At 68.9% G+C, this 14382-nt stretch carries 15 protein-coding genes and 1 tRNA gene; 11 read left to right on the top strand and 5 right to left on the bottom strand.

Annotated features, from left to right (window positions below):
- The first annotated feature begins 408 nt into the window (after positions 1–408).
- On the top strand, positions 409–1773 hold the full coding sequence (gene hemN, locus CKO31_RS12840; RefSeq protein ID WP_200238013.1) for an oxygen-independent coproporphyrinogen III oxidase: 1365 nt from the start codon (positions 409–411) through the stop codon (positions 1771–1773).
- 157 nt (positions 1774–1930) lie between these two features.
- Positions 1931–2551: a bacteriochlorophyll 4-vinyl reductase gene (gene bchJ / locus CKO31_RS12835; RefSeq protein WP_200238010.1), complete on the top strand. Its 621-nt coding sequence runs from the start codon at positions 1931–1933 to the stop codon at positions 2549–2551.
- A gap of 43 nt (positions 2552–2594) precedes the next feature.
- Here bchJ and CKO31_RS12830 read toward each other — a convergent pair whose 3' ends face one another.
- The 3 genes from CKO31_RS12830 to CKO31_RS12820 form a co-directional block, all read right to left on the bottom strand.
- Positions 2595–3050, bottom strand: a complete 456-nt coding sequence (locus tag CKO31_RS12830; RefSeq protein WP_200238008.1) for a nuclear transport factor 2 family protein — start codon at positions 3048–3050, stop codon at positions 2595–2597.
- 58 nt (positions 3051–3108) lie between these two features.
- Complete coding sequence (locus CKO31_RS12825) at positions 3109–3525, bottom strand: hypothetical protein (protein ID WP_200238005.1); 417 nt, start codon at positions 3523–3525, stop codon at positions 3109–3111.
- Positions 3526–3605: 80 nt separating this feature from the next.
- Positions 3606–3692: transfer RNA gene (locus CKO31_RS12820), tRNA-Leu, on the bottom strand.
- Between the two features lie 49 nt (positions 3693–3741).
- Here CKO31_RS12820 and queA point away from each other — a divergent pair.
- Positions 3742–4779 (top strand): tRNA preQ1(34) S-adenosylmethionine ribosyltransferase-isomerase QueA, encoded by a 1038-nt coding sequence (gene queA / locus CKO31_RS12815; RefSeq protein ID WP_200238002.1) that lies wholly within the window; start codon positions 3742–3744, stop codon positions 4777–4779.
- 558 nt (positions 4780–5337) lie between these two features.
- Here the strand turns inward: queA and msrA are convergent.
- Positions 5338–5982 (bottom strand): peptide-methionine (S)-S-oxide reductase MsrA, encoded by a 645-nt coding sequence (msrA, locus tag CKO31_RS12810; RefSeq protein ID WP_200238000.1) that lies wholly within the window; start codon positions 5980–5982, stop codon positions 5338–5340.
- A gap of 143 nt (positions 5983–6125) precedes the next feature.
- On the opposite strand from msrA, the gene CKO31_RS12805 reads away from it, so the two are divergent.
- Both CKO31_RS12805 and tgt read left to right on the top strand, forming a co-directional pair.
- Positions 6126–6902 (top strand): HAD family hydrolase, encoded by a 777-nt coding sequence (locus CKO31_RS12805; RefSeq protein ID WP_200237997.1) that lies wholly within the window; start codon positions 6126–6128, stop codon positions 6900–6902.
- The gene (tgt, locus tag CKO31_RS12800; protein ID WP_200237994.1) at positions 6892–7980 is read left to right on the top strand and encodes a tRNA guanosine(34) transglycosylase Tgt; all 1089 of its coding nucleotides are present in this window, start codon (positions 6892–6894) and stop codon (positions 7978–7980) included. The genes CKO31_RS12805 and tgt overlap by 11 nt, the downstream gene beginning before the upstream one ends.
- A gap of 59 nt (positions 7981–8039) precedes the next feature.
- On the opposite strand, the gene CKO31_RS12795 is transcribed toward tgt, so the two are convergent.
- Positions 8040–8915 carry a Uma2 family endonuclease gene (locus CKO31_RS12795; protein ID WP_200237992.1) on the bottom strand — a complete coding sequence of 292 codons (876 nt, stop codon included), beginning with the start codon at positions 8913–8915 and terminating at the stop codon, positions 8040–8042.
- A gap of 116 nt (positions 8916–9031) precedes the next feature.
- Between CKO31_RS12795 and CKO31_RS27520 the strand changes: the two genes are divergently transcribed.
- The 6 genes from CKO31_RS27520 (at position 9032) to CKO31_RS12765 (ending at position 14186) form a co-directional block, all read left to right on the top strand.
- Positions 9032–9139: a type II toxin-antitoxin system YoeB family toxin gene (locus CKO31_RS27520; RefSeq protein ID WP_200237989.1), complete on the top strand. Its 108-nt coding sequence runs from the start codon at positions 9032–9034 to the stop codon at positions 9137–9139.
- Between the two features lie 186 nt (positions 9140–9325).
- Complete coding sequence (gene yajC / locus CKO31_RS12785; protein ID WP_200237986.1) at positions 9326–9655, top strand: preprotein translocase subunit YajC; 330 nt, start codon at positions 9326–9328, stop codon at positions 9653–9655.
- Positions 9656–9835: 180 nt separating this feature from the next.
- The gene (gene secD, locus CKO31_RS12780; RefSeq protein ID WP_200237983.1) at positions 9836–11692 is read left to right on the top strand and encodes a protein translocase subunit SecD; all 1857 of its coding nucleotides are present in this window, start codon (positions 9836–9838) and stop codon (positions 11690–11692) included.
- 30 nt (positions 11693–11722) lie between these two features.
- A complete protein-coding gene (gene secF / locus CKO31_RS12775) occupies positions 11723–12679 on the top strand; it encodes a protein translocase subunit SecF (RefSeq protein WP_200237980.1) in 957 nt (318 codons plus the stop codon).
- Between the two features lie 134 nt (positions 12680–12813).
- Positions 12814–13575 carry an NRDE family protein gene (locus CKO31_RS12770; RefSeq protein WP_242475343.1) on the top strand — a complete coding sequence of 254 codons (762 nt, stop codon included), beginning with the start codon at positions 12814–12816 and terminating at the stop codon, positions 13573–13575.
- Positions 13572–14186 carry a 2OG-Fe(II) oxygenase gene (locus tag CKO31_RS12765; protein ID WP_200237973.1) on the top strand — a complete coding sequence of 205 codons (615 nt, stop codon included), beginning with the start codon at positions 13572–13574 and terminating at the stop codon, positions 14184–14186. The genes CKO31_RS12770 and CKO31_RS12765 overlap by 4 nt, the downstream gene beginning before the upstream one ends.
- Positions 14187–14382: the final 196 nt, after the last annotated feature.

Below are 14382 nucleotides of genomic sequence, written 5' to 3'. Positions count from 1 at the left end.
CGCCGAAGCTCAAGCCCAGGCTCGAGACGGCGGCAGCCGGCCGTGACAGCACCGCATGGACAGGGATGTGAACGACAGGATTCAGACACCCGGCTTCAGACTCCGGGCCCCGTACCAGCCGACGGCCTGCGTGATGCGGGCACGGCGGCGCAGTTCGGTACGCGGTCTCCGTGGAGCCCGTCGGCGCGTCGTTTTTGGGTCAGGGAGGTCCGGACTTTGCTCGGGGAGATGCTGTGGTCCGCCAGATGCGGCGGGGCTCGGCTCGGAAGTCGCCACTGGCGCTCTCCAGCTCCCTGCGCCTGTGCCCGAATTCGGCGTCCAGGCGGTGGGGCGTTGCCCCGCAGGGATGGTGTCGAGGTGCGCTCGACATCGCCTTTGTCACCCGGAAACTACAGAGGCCGCTCAACCATGTCCACCGCTACCCCCGCCGAGATCACGCCGGACTATGTTCAACGGTTGACGGGACGGGGGAGGCGCTTCGAATCGACGGTGCGCTCCCCCTGCTGGGGCGGCGAGTACAGCGCCGAGGACTACGCCCAAGACCTCGCCGCCGTTGCGCAGCGCCCGAGCGAGACCCTGTCGCTGTACGTGCACATCCCCTTTTGCGCCGGTCGCTGCCTCTATTGCGGCTGCAACACCACCGTGACCCATGACAGCGAGCGCATGGACGCCTACCTGGATACCCTGGATCGGGAAATGGCCATGGTGGCCGAGCGCATCAACGGCGACCGCGATGTGCTACAGGTGCACCTCGCCGGTGGCACGCCGAACTACCTGAGCGAGGCCCAGCTGACACGCCTGACGGAGATGCTGGAGCGGCGCTTTCACATCGTCCCGGATACCGAGTGCTCCATGGAGTGTGATCCGCGGCGCACCTCGGCCGGCCAGCTGGAGCTTTTGCACGCGCTCGGCTTCCGCAGCATCGGCTTCGGCGTGCAGGACCTCGACCCCGATGTGCAGCGCGCCATCGGCCGCATCCAGTCCGAAGAGCTCATTCGCGATGTCTATTGGATGGCCCGGGATATCGGCTTCGACAGCATCGGCTTCGATCTGATCTACGGCCTCCCGCAGCAGAGCGCCGCCACCTTTGAGCGCACCCTCGATACCGTGCTGGAGCTGGCCCCGGATCGGGTGGCCTGCTTCGGCTATGCACGCAAGACGCTGGATGGGCCGCATCAGCACGCCATCGACGTGCACGAGCTCCCCGACAATGCCGAGCGCGAGCGGCTCTTCCGTGCCGCCGTTGCCGCCTTCACCCAGGCCGGCTATACCTGGATCGGGCTGGATACCTTCGCGCTGGAAACCGACGACCTCGCGCTCGCCCAGGCCGAGGGCCGCCTGCATCGTAACTGCATCGGCTACACGGCCACCCCCAGCGCGCATCTGGCCGGGCTCGGCGCCGGCGCCATCGGCGAGCTGCGCGGGACCTGCGTGCAGAACCAGCCGGACCTTCAGACCTGGCAGCAGGAAGTCGATGCCGGGCGCATCCCTGTGGATCGCGGGCACAAGCTGAGCGATCTGGATCGTCGGCGGCGGGACGCCATCTCCCACCTGATCTGCAACCTGGAGCTGCCGCACGAGATGGCGGACGGCTGCCTAGACGACGAATATCGCCGCCTCGCGGCCTACGCCGGTGACGGTCTGGTGGAGGCGCTGCCGCACGGCCTGCGTGTCACCGAGGCCGGACGCTTTTTCCTGCGCGAGCTTTGCACCGAGCACGACGCCTACTTCCACTGGGACCGCGCACGTTGGCATTTCTCTCCTTCCGAGTAAGGCGCGCCAGCTCGCGGCGTCGCAGCGGCCAGCCGCCCGGTGCCGGCCGCCGGCGTGCTGCGTGCCGTGCGGTCGTGGCCCGGCACCGCGCACACTTGAGCAGGCGCCGCCGGCGTTGAGCGACGCCGGCCGGTCAGCTCGGGCCGCCGCCACGCGCGTGCACTCCCATTCGGAGTCTGCGGCGCAGACGCCGGCGCGCATCGGGCCCAACGCCGTCACTCGCGTGGCAGAGGCGCTGGACGCCTTTGGTGCGCAGACGGCGGCGGTGTTTGCCGAGGCCGGGCTTGAGCACCACCTGGCGCAGCCGCCGCAGCAGATGGTGGACGAGGATGACGTGATCGCCCTGCAACAGGCGCTGCGCCGGCGGCTCGGCATCACCGAGGCCAGACGGATCTCCTTCGATGCGGGGCTGCGCACCGGCGACTATCTGCTCGCCCACCGTATTCCACGCCCGGCGCAGCGCGTGCTGCGGCTACTGCCTCCGGGGCCCGCCAGCCGCATGCTGCTGAAGGCCGTGGGTCAGCATGCCTGGACCTTCTCCGGCAGCGGGGCCTTCGGCTTCAGCCCGCGCAGCGTCCTGGGGCGCCGCCCGGTGCAGGTGCGCATCGCCGGCTGTCCCATCTGTCGCGGCAGTCATGCCGAGGTTCCCGTCTGCGACTTCTACACCGGCGCCTTCGAGCGGCTCTTTCGCACCCTAGTCAACGCCCGCACCGAGGTGGCGGAGGTCCAGTGCCAGGCGCAGGGGGCGGACGCCTGCGTGTTCGAGATGCGTTGGTGACGACGCCCATCGGCGCAGCCGCCAGCGATCTCGGCCTGATCCGTCAGTGCAGGCGATCGCCGCTGGTGGGCGCCCGGGATGGTGGGGCCGGCGACTCCTGCTGTGACTCCACCAGCGGCAGGGTGGCGTGATGCAGCACCATACGCCAGCCGTCCGTGGTCTGCCGGTAGACATTGGTGGCCAGGATGCGGGTCAGGCCGCGCTCGGGATCGTCGCCCGGGCCGATCTGCTCCTCCACCAAGTGGATGCTGAGCCCGCCGGCTCCGGTGCGGTGTAGGAGCCGATGACGCACCGTCGGCGCGGCGGCACCGGCGAAGATCTGCCGCCAGCTGTCCAGTACGGCGCCGGCGCCGCTGAGCAGACCGCCGCCCGGGTGGATGCAGCGGGCCTCGTCGCCGTCATGCCAAACCCTGGCCATGGCGGTCAGGTCGGTGCCGGCGAAGGCCCTGTAGAAGGCGTTTTCGGCCGCGTCGGCAGTGCTGAAGGGTGCGTCGGACATGGTGGTGGCTCCACGGGCATGGCGGCGCCGAAGCGGGCGGGCTTCGCTGCCGGTTGCGTCAGCGCAGGAAATCCATCAGGTGACCCTCTGGGTTTAAATCCAGGCCCAGGAAGCTCTTCAGGGCGTAGCCTACCAGTAGCAATAAGGCGGTCAGGGGCACGAGCACCGCGCCGGCCAGCAAGACCGCACCCACCCCAGAGGTGATCAGGTACTGCAAGCGGTGCTCTTCGCTGCGGGTGTCGGCGCGCCGGTCGCGGCCCGCCAGCAGCACGAAATACCAGCGCGCAAAGCCGAGCGGAATGATGCCGCGCAGATCCACGCTGTGGCGGCTGATGGGGCGGCTCGCGTCGATGGCGTCGCGGATGCTGCGGAACTGATGCTCGGTCAGGGACGCGAGCACGTCCGGGTCGATCTTGGCCAGTACGCCGCGGGTGTAGGGGGCGAGATGCGGATCGTCCAGGGCGCGCTGCTTCATCGCCGAAACCGTGGCGTTGCGTTGCCCGCCGCGGCCGGACCCGTGACTGTGCGGGCCGCGCTCGGGCATCCATTGGGAAATGGTACCGGGGACGAGACTCGAACTCGTAAGGTGTTGCCACCGGTGGATTTTGAGTCCACTGCGTCTACCAATTCCGCCACCCCGGCAGCCGATCCGTCATAATACCGCGAGCCGCGGGCCGAGCGGAACTCCCCAATGCAACGCAGTGACTTCCATTTCGACCTGCCGCCACAGCTGATTGCGCAGCGACCGCTGCCGGAGCGCGCCGCGAGCCGTCTGTTGGTGCTCGACGGCGCCAGCGGCCGGCACCAGGACCGGATGTTCGCGGACCTGCCGGCGCTGCTGGACCCGCGCGACCTTTTGGTCTTCAACGACACCCGGGTGCTGCCGGCGCGGCTGTACGCCCGCAAGGAGACGGGCGGTCAGGCGGAGATCCTGGTGGAGCGGCTGGTGGACGCGCGCCGGGTTACCGCGCACGTGCGCGCGAGCAAGTCGCCCCGGCCCGGAAGCCGGCTGGTGCTGCCGGGCGGCGAGGTGCTGACCATGGCCGGCCGTGAGGACGAGCTCTTCGTGCTGGTCAGCGAGTCGGAGGAGATCGCAGCGCTGTTGACGCGCCACGGTCACACCCCGCTACCCCCTTACATCGATCGCCCGGATGACACGAGCGACCGCGAGCGCTACCAGACCATTTATGGCCGACGCGACGGCGCGGTGGCCGCGCCCACGGCCGGCCTGCATTTCGACGCCGCGATGCTCGCGCGGCTCAGGGCCATTGGCGTCGAGCAGGCACAGGTGACCCTGCACGTGGGGGCCGGCACTTTCCAGCCGGTGCGCGAGGACGATCTCGCCAAGCACCATATGCACGCGGAATGGCTGGAGGTCAGCGAGCAGGTGTGCGCCCAGGTGGCGGCGGCGCGCGCGCGCGGCGGGCGGGTGGTGGCCGTGGGCACCACCACGGTGCGCAGCCTTGAGACCGCTGCGGCATCCGGTGAGCTCAGGGCCTTTCGGGGCGACAGCCGCCTGTTCATACGGCCTGGTTATCGGTTCCGGGTCATCGACGCGATGCTGACCAACTTCCACCTACCGGAGTCGACGCTGTTGATGTTGGTCTGTGCCTTTGCGGGCTACGCGCCGGTGATGGCCGCCTATCGGCACGCGGTGGCGGAGCGCTACCGCTTCTTCTCCTACGGCGATGCGATGTTCCTGACCCACGCGAACAACCCGGACCTTTGAGGGGTTGATCACGGCGTTGCAGGCGCTGCCACAAGTCGGCGACGATGCCTGTAACGTTTTGATTAGGCAAAAAAAAGCGCGGCGGGCGCCGCGCTATAAGATTACCACCAAAGGAGGATGGAGGAGTGCACTGAAGAACTGCAAATCTTCAGTACATCAATAGTTTCTTAAATACCGATGGAGTTGTCAACCCCGATTCCTGTATTTGCGACACGTCGCTGTCGGCCCGAAACGGACGATTCTGTGTGTTTGTCCATCGGTTGACGAGTACGGCTACAGTATCGTCCACGCCTTGCCCGGATTGCGTTGCGAATTCGCAATGGCGTGGGGGCAACACGCCGGCGTGGCTCACCACCCGAAGCGTCGGCTCCAGTGCAACGCAGCGGAAGCTCGCAGACGGTTTTGTCCCTGATCGGGAACGGCTGTGCACTAGCCGGCTTCGCGCGCCGGGGGCTCGATGTCCCCGGCGCGCAATCTGTGGCGTGTAGCGCCGCAGTCGGGCGCCGATGCAGATCCCCTGGCTTGCAGCCGGGTTGATCGATGCGCGCCGGCGGGGCGCTAGGCGGCGGCCGGATAGCGCACGCCGCAGCCGCCGTGGCCGCAGTAGCCGCCCGGGTTCTTGGCGAGGTACTGCTGATGGTAGTCCTCGGCGTAGTAGAAGGTAGGCGCCGGCAGGATCTCCGTGGTGATGGCGGCATTGCGCCCGGCCGCCGCCAGCGCCTCCTGGTAGCGGGCGAGGCTGCCGCGGGCGGCGGCGAGCTGGTCGTCGTCGCTACAGTAGATGCCGGAGCGGTACTGGGTGCCGACATCGTTGCCCTGGCGCATGCCCTGGGTGGGGTCGTGCCCCTCCCAGAAGGCGGCCAAGAGCTGCTCGTAGTCGATGGCGTCCGGGTCATAGGCCACGCGCACCACCTCGTTGTGGCCGGTCATGCCGGAGCAGACCTCCTCGTAGGTGGGATTCGGCGTGTGGCCGCCGGCGTAGCCGACGGCCGTGCTGTAGACGCCGGGCAGTTCCCAGAACAGGCGCTCGACGCCCCAGAAGCAGCCCATGCCGAACATCGCGAGCCGCATGCCCGCCGGAAACGGCGGCTGGATGGGGTTGCCGTTGACGTAGTGGCGGTTGGTCACCGGCATGGGCGTGTCGCGCCCGGGCAGCGCCTGCTCGGCGCTCGGCATCTCGGTCTTTTTGCGGAACATGAACATGGCTGGCCTCCGGCAGAGGGGTCGGGTGGCGGCGGGCGTTGGCTGGGCACGCCGGCGATGCGTCCGAGCGCCGACTTCCCGCCCACCTGCGCTCGCGTGCAGAATTGGGCGCCGTCCCCTGGTTACCAAGCACAGGTCAGTAGATGCCAGCGCAGACCCCGGCGAGCGACCGACTCGCCCCCAGTCCGGACCCGAGCCCCGTGCGGCTCATCACCATCGACCTCGATGACACCGTCTGGCCCTGCGCGCCGGTGATTCAGGCGGCGGAGGAGGCCCTGCTCGCCTGGCTCGGGGCGCAGGCGCCGCGCCTCACCGAGCGCTTCGACGCCGCAGCCCTGCGCGAGCATCGCCGCGCCCTAATCAGCGAGCGCCCCGACATCGCCCACGACGTCACCCAAGTGCGGCTGCTGTCCCTGCGCGCCCTGCTGGCGGAGCTGGACTACGACATCGCGCTGGCGGATGCCGCCATGGACCTGTTCCGGCGCCAGCGCAATCGCGTGGAGCCCTATGCCGATGTCCCGCCGGTGCTGGCGCGCTTGCGCGAGCGCCACCGCCTGGTGGCGGTCACCAACGGCAACGCCGACGTGCACGAGACGCCGCTGCGCGATGCCTTCCACCGCGCGCTCACCGCCGCGGAGGCCGGCGCCGCCAAGCCGGACCCGGCCCTGTTCCAGCTGGCCATGGACTGGGCCGGCGTCGGTCCCGCCGAGACCCTGCACGTCGGCGACGACCCGGTGCGGGACGTGGAGGCGGCGCGCCGGCTCGGGATCAAAGCCGTCTGGGTCAACCGCGCCAACCAGCCCTGGCCCGAAGACTTGGCGCCGCCGCAGCTCGCGGTGGACGACCTGCACGGCCTCGCCCGCTGGCTGGACACATTACCCCCACTGGCCGGGGAGGCCACGCCCGACCATGCGCTTTGACCTGCTCGCCACCGACGGCGCCGCCCGCCGCGGCCGGCTCAGCTTCCCCCGCGGCAGCGTCGAGACGCCGGCCTTCATGCCCGTGGGCACCTACGGCACCGTCAAGGGCATGACGCCGGAGGAGCTGGAAGGCTTGGGCGCGGAGATCGTCCTCGGCAACACCTTTCACCTCATGGGCCGCCCCGGCACCGCCGTCATCGAGGCCCACGGCGGTCTGCACGGCTTCATGCACTGGCGGCGGCCCATTCTCACGGACTCCGGCGGCTTTCAGGTCTACAGCCTGGGGGACCTGCGCAGGATCACCGAGGACGGCGTGCACTTTCGCTCGCCGGTGGACGGCAGCCCGGTGTTCATGGGCCCGGAGGAATCCATGGCCGTGCAACGCGCGCTGGGCTCGGACATCGTTATGATCTTCGACGAGTGCACACCGTATCCGGCCGACGAAGACACCGCGCGCACGTCCATGGAGCTCTCGCTGCGCTGGGCCGCCCGCAGCCGCGAGGCCCACGGCGACAGCCCGGCGGCGCTGTTCGGCATCGTCCAGGGCGGCATGTATCCGCACCTGCGCAGCCGCTCCCTGGCAGGGCTGATGGGCATCGGCTTCGACGGCTACGCCGTGGGCGGGCTCTCGGTGGGCGAGCCGGAGGCGGACCGGCTGATGGTGCTGGATCACCTGCGGGACCAACTGCCGGCGGACAAGCCGCGCTACCTGATGGGCGTCGGCACGCCGGCGGACATCGTCAAGGCCGTGCTGCGCGGCATCGACATGTTCGACTGCGTCATGCCCACGCGCCATGCCCGCAACGGCTACCTCTTCACCAGCCAAGGCACGGTGCGTATCAGAAACGCCGCGCACAAGGCCGACACCGGCCCGCTGGACCCCGCCTGCGGCTGCACCACCTGCCGCAACTACAGCCGCGCCTATCTGCACCACCTGGACAAGTGCAACGAGATCCTGGGCGCCCGGCTCAACACCATCCACAACCTGACCTTCTATCAGGACCTGATGCGGCGACTGCGCGACGCCATCGAGACGGGCAGCGCGGGCGCGCTGGCCGCCGCTGTGTCAACGGATTGAAAACGCGTCATCGGCCGGCGCACGAATTCGCCGCCGATCAGCTCAGCTCCCGGCCCCGCTCAGCGCTTGCGTTCGGCCATCTCGGCGCGCAGCCGGGCCAGCTCCTGCTCGGCTTGGCGTCGGCTCGCGGCCTCGGCGTCCGCGCGGCGCGCTTCCGTCTCCGCCCGGCTCATCTCGGCGTCCGCGCGGCGCGCCTCCGCCTCGGCCCGCCGCTCGGCCGCGGTCCAGCCGGGCAGCACGAAGCCGGCGTAGACCGGGTCGGCACGCATGCTGTCCCAGTCGGGCTGCGCGCAGAGGTCGCGGCGGCGGAACTGGAAGCCGGGCAGGACCCGCGAGCGGACGATATCGTCAGTGGCGGGCAGGGGCACGTACAGGCCGTCGGCGTCGCGGGTGTAGAAGGCCTGGTGCTCGGCGCGATGGGAGAGGATGTAGTACTCCGGCACGCCGCCCGCGGCATATTCGGCGCGCTTGGCGACGGTGTCGCGGTGGATGTCCTGCCGAGCGCGGTCCGACAGGGCCTCGATGCAGAGGTCGAACACGCCGGGATAGGACGCCATGCCGGGGCGCAGCGGGTGTGGGTTGTCGCGGCGCACCACGGCGAGGTCGGGCCGGCGGATGACGGTGCCGGTGGCCAGCGCCAGGCGAAAGCCCATCTCCAGCGTGACCCAGTCGGCGATGGGATGGACCCTGAGGAAGTGCTCCAGCAGCCCGAGCAGCCACTTGTAGACGGCGATGGTCTCGTAGTCCGACACCGGCTTCTCCTCCAGGCGGCCGTCGTGCCATTCGTAGCAGGTGTCTGCCGCGTGGTAGTACTCGGCCCAGTAGGTCTCTTCCGAAACCGGGAGACCGTCATCGGAGGCTGGGCGGGCGGGTTCGCCGGGAGTCGGACGGCGCGCGGCGCGGTCCGCTGCGGGCTCGGGGACGCGCTGGCTCATGGCTGCTCGAAAGGCTGGGCGGGCTTGTCCGGAAGGCTAGCACACGCTCACGCCGCGGGCCGGCGGCCTGAGGCCCGCGGCAGGACCTGTTGCCGCGAGGTTTCGGCGGCCTGGGGTTGAAGGAGTGCAAGCTGCGCCCGCGCCGGCTGGCGCAGGAGCATCGGGTCGTCTATCGGTTGGCCCATGACCGGATCGACTTCCTTCAGGCGCGCCATCGCTCCTGACCGACCCCCTCAGGCGTCGGGCGAGAAGCTCCGTCGCAAGGACCTCCCTCGCGGCGGAATAGAGCGGGCGCAGCCTCCCATCCGTTCTGGGCGCCCCGGAGTTGGACGATATGCGATAATGCGCGGCTCGATTTCGTCCGACCCCGTTCAGATATCCGCGCAAGGCGCGGCAGCGAGGACCTAGACATGAGCTTTTTCATCTCCGACGCCATGGCCCAGGCCGAGGGTGCGCCCGCGGGCGATCCGTTGCTGGGCTTGCTCTTTCCGGTCGGCCTGATCGTCATCCTCTACTTCCTGATGATCCGCCCGCAGATCAAACGCCAGAAGGAGCACAAGAAGCTCGTCGAGGGACTGAGCAAGGGCGACGAGGTGGTCACCATGGGCGGCGTCGCCGGGCGCATCGTCGAGCTCGGCGAGAACTTCGCCCAGCTGGAAGTCGCCGATAATGTGCGCATCAAGATTCGCCGCTCCGCCGTGGAAGTGCTGCTGCCCAAGGGCCAGCTGAAGGAGCTCTGAGCGCCCCGGCCCCCGGCCCTCAGCCTCAACCCTCAGCCCTCCCGGGCCGCGCCCCAACGGCGTCGGCCGCCCGGTGTCCCGCACTCCGGCCATCATAGCCGGCGGCGGCATGACCGAGCGGCCGGCGCGGGCGCCAGCGCACCACGCAGCCCCCAAGGAAGCCTTCGAGAAGCCCCAGCCATGAACCGCTATCCACTGTGGAAGAACCTGCTCATCCTGGCCGTGGTGCTGGTCGGGCTGCTGTATGCGCTCCCGAACCTGTTCCCGCAGGACCCGTCCATTCAGGTGACGGGCACCCGTGACAACCCCGTCACCGAGGCCAGCGCCGCGGAGATCGCCGCTGCCATGGAGAACGCCGCTGTCCCGGTGAAGGACATCGAGCGGCTACCGGGCGACAAGCTACTGGTGCGCTTCACGACGCCAAGCGAGCAACTGCGCGGGGCGGAGGTCATGGAGCAGACCCTCTCGGACCGCTACAACAGCGCGCTCACCACCTCCCCGGACCTGCCGGGCTGGCTGGAGGCGCTGAACGCCCAGCCCATGTTCCTGGGCCTCGATCTGCGCGGCGGCATCCACGTGCTCATCGACGTGGACATGGAAGCCGCGGTGGACCAGGCGCTGGAGCGCTACACCGGCGACATCCGCACCGAGCTGCGCAAGCAGAAGGTGCGCTATCTCACCATCACCCGCGACGCAGGCCGCATCGCCGTGCGCTTCCGCGACGAGGCGGCGCGTGACGAGGCGCAGCAGATCATCCGCAAGGAGTTCCGCGACCTGACGGTGGACACCGGCGCGGAGGGGGCCAACTACTTCGTCTACGCCGCTCTGCCGCCCCAGATACAGGAAGAGGTCAAGGACTTCGCGCTGGAGCAGAACATCACCACGCTGCGCAACCGCGTCAATGCGCTGGGCGTCGCCGAGCCCATCATCGCCCGCCAGGGCGAGCGGCGCATCGTGGTGCAGCTGCCGGGCGCGCAGGACCCGGCGCGCTTGAAGGAGCTGCTGGGCGCCACGGCGACGCTGGAGTACCGGCTGGTGGACACCGAGCACGACGTGCGCGACGCCCTCGACGGGCGCGTGCCCGTGGGCTCTGCCCTGTACCGCGAGCGCAACGGTCAGCCCATTCTGCTCAGCCGCCGGGTCATCGTCACCGGCGACCAGATCACCGACGCCTCCGCCGGCTTCGACCAGCAGTCCGGCTCGCCGGCGGTGTTCGTGAACCTCGACGGCCAGGGCGCCCGGCGCATGCGCAATGTCACGACGGAGAACGTCGGCAAGCCCATGGCCGTGGTCTTCATCGAGAGTCGCACGGTCACGCGCATGGTGGACGGCGAGCCGGTGAAAGAGCGCGAGCGCACCGAGGAGGTCATCAGCGTCGCCAACATCCTGGAGCCCTTCGGCCGGCGCTTCCAGACCACCGGCCTCGACAGCTCCGACGAGGCGCACAACCTGGCGCTGCTGCTGCGCGCCGGCGCCCTGGCGGCGCCCATCGAGATCGTCGAGGAGCGCACCATCGGCCCCAGCCTCGGGCAGGACAACATCGACCAGGGCTTCCGCTCGGTGATGATCGGCCTGGCGCTGGTGGTGGTCTTCATGGCGCTGTATTACCGGGTGTTCGGTCTGGTGGCGGACCTGGTGCTGATCGTGAATCTGGTGCTCATCGTCGCCGTGCTCTCGGCGCTACAGGCGACGCTCACCATGCCCGGCATCGCCGGCATCGTGCTGACCGTGGGTATGGCGGTGGACGCCAATGTGCTGATCTTCGAGCGCATCCGCGAGGAGATACGCAACGGCAGCTCACCGCAGGCCAGCATCCACGCCGGCTACGACAAGGCCCTGTCCACCATCGTGGATGCCAACATCACGACGCTGATTGCGGCCACCGTGCTGTTCAGCTTCGGCACCGGGCCCATCAAGGGCTTTGCGGTGACGCTGTTCATCGGCATCCTGACCTCGATGTTCACGGCCATCCTCGGCTCGCGCGCGGTGATCAACCTGATCTACGGCGGCCGTCGGGTGCCCCGACTCGCCATCTGATCCAGCTCGCTCTTTGACGGAGATACGGCCATGGCCCCTGCACAGATCCTGACGGATCTCGACATCGACTTCATGGGCAAGCGCTACATCGCCGCGGTGCTCTCCGCGGCGGTGCTGGTGCTCTTCCTGGGCGCCATGCTCTTCCGCGGCTTCGAATTCGGGCTGGACTTCACCGGCGGCACCGTCATCGAGCTGGGCTATGAGGAGCCGGTGGCGATCGCCGAGATCACCGGCACCCTGCGCGACAACGGCTTCCCGGATGCCATCGTCCAGTACTTCGGCTCGCGTACGGACATCCTGATCCGCCTGCCGCCCGTGGAGGAGGGTGAGGACGCCAGCGCCCGGCGCAGCGACCAGGTGGTGCGCATTCTGAGCGAAGCCGCCGGCAGCGGCGTCGAGCTGCGGCGGGTGGAGTTCGTCGGCCCGCAGGTGGGCGAGCAGCTGCGCGAGCAGGGCGGGCTCGCCGTGCTCTTTGCGCTCATCGGCATCCTGATCTATGTCGCCGTGCGCTTCGAGTGGCGCTTCGCCCTGGGCGCTGTCGCGGCGCTGGTGCACGACGTCATCTTCACCGTCGGCATCTTCTCCATCTTCCATATCGAGTTCGACCTGACCGTGCTCGCGGCGGTGCTGGCGGTCATCGGCTACTCGCTGAACGACACCATCGTCATCTTCGATCGCATCCGCGAGAACTTCCGCAAGATGCGTAAGGGCTCGGTCATCGAGATCTGCAACCGCTCCATCAACCAGACCCTGTCGCGTACCATCATCACCTCCGGCACGACGCTGTTGGTGCTGCTGGCGCTGTATTTCCTGGGGGGTGCGGCCATCGAGGGCTTCTCGCTGGCGTTGATCATCGGCGTGCTGGTGGGCACCTACTCCACCATCTACATCGCCACCGCCATGGCCGTCTGGCTCGGGGTCAGCAAGCAGGATCTGCTGCCGACCCCGGCGGTGAAAGAGGGCGAGGTGGTTGACGATAGACCTTGATGAAGAAGGGCTGAGGGCTGGGGGCTGAGGCTCTATCCGGCCCTCAGCCCTCGACCCTCAGCCCTCAGCCCTCAGCCCTCTCCGCTATGTGCACTGTCGTCATCCTCCGACGCCCCGATCACGACTGGCCGCTGTTGCTGGCAGCCAATCGCGACGAGCTGCGCTCGCGCCCGTCGCAGCCGCCCGGACGGCACTGGCCGGACCGCCCGGAGGTGGTCGCCGGCCTGGATGAGCTCGCCGACGGCAGCTGGCTCGGCGTCAACGACCACGGCATGGTCGCCGCGGTACTGAACCGCACCGGCACCCTGGGGCCCGAGCCCGGCCGGCGCAGCCGCGGCGAGCTGGTGCTGGAGGCGCTGGACCACGCCGAGGCCAAGGAGGCCGCCGGCGCCTTGGCGGACCTCCACCCAGGCGCCTACCGCCCCTTCAATCTGCTCATCGCGGACCCCAGGGATTGCTACTGGGTGCGCCATGGTGGTGACGACGAAATCCGCGTGCATCCAGTTCCGCCGGGCCTGCACATGCTTACCGCCGGTGACCTCGATGACACTAGCGAGCCGCGGATCGCTGGCTTCCTGCGCGCATTTCGCGCCGCGGCCGAGCCCGCACCCGCTGCCGACGGCGGCGACTGGCGGGCCTGGATCGAGCTGTTGGGCCGGCGCGCACCGGACGATGCACCGCGTGAGGCACGCTTGGCGGCCATGAGCCTAGACGGCATCCGGCTCGACGGCGGCGACTACGGCACCGTCGCCAGCAGCCTGGTGGCGCTCCCGGCCTACCCGGGCTTCGACGCGCTGCCGGTGTTCCTGCACGCGGAGGGACCGCCTGATCGCACGCCTTACCAGCCTGTGGCCATGGCGGCATCCGACGCGACCGAGACCGAAGACGACGCATGAGCCAGCTCGACCCCGAACGCCCCATTCCGCCCCTGCCGACCCTGCGTGAGCTCGCGCCCGGCAGCTTCGTCTTCGAGCGCCCGGGCGCCCTGCCGCCCAGCTTCTGCGACGAGGTGGTGAGCCGCTTCGAGGCCAACCCCGAGCAGCAGTACGCCGGCCGGGTCGGTCAGCTGCGGGAGGAAATGGCCTCCATCAAGCAGACCACGGACCTGGTGGTGAGCAACAAGGACGACTGGAAGGACGCGGACCAAATGTTCTTCCGCTCCCTGGCCGCCGCCATGCAGGAATTCCGCGAGACCTATCCCTACTTCAAGGGGCCGTTCAAGGACCTCGGCTACCAGGTGCAGCGCTACCTGCCGGGGCAGTATTACCACTGGCACGTCGACGGCGGCAGCCACGAGCTGAGCCAGCGCCAGCTGGTGGCCATCTGGTACCTGAACGACGTGCCCGGCCCCGGCGGCGAAACCCAGTTTCTATACCAGAACCTGAGCGTCCGACCCGAGCGCGGCAAGCTGATTCTCTTCCCGCCCTTCTGGACCCACGAGCACCGCGCCAATCGGCTGGAGGCCGGTGTGAAGTATATTGCGACGACTTGGGTTGTGTTTGCGTGAGGAAGTACGTAGTACGGGGCGCGAACACTGCGTCGCACGCGCCGTGCTAAGGACTGGCGCGAAGAGGCGTGTTGTGATCGAAGGTCGGGCGCACGCCAGTAGGCCCGACAGGGAATCCGCTCCGGAGGACCGACTGTGCAAGAAGCTGCGGGGGATGAACACTGGTTGCCGTACCCCGTACCCCGTACCCCGTACT

Source organism: Thiohalocapsa halophila, assembly GCF_016583825.1.
Taxonomy (GTDB): domain Bacteria; phylum Pseudomonadota; class Gammaproteobacteria; order Chromatiales; family Chromatiaceae; genus Thiohalocapsa; species Thiohalocapsa halophila.
Note: the sequence above shows the minus strand (reverse complement) of the source record. Positions and strands in the feature narration are given on the sequence as shown.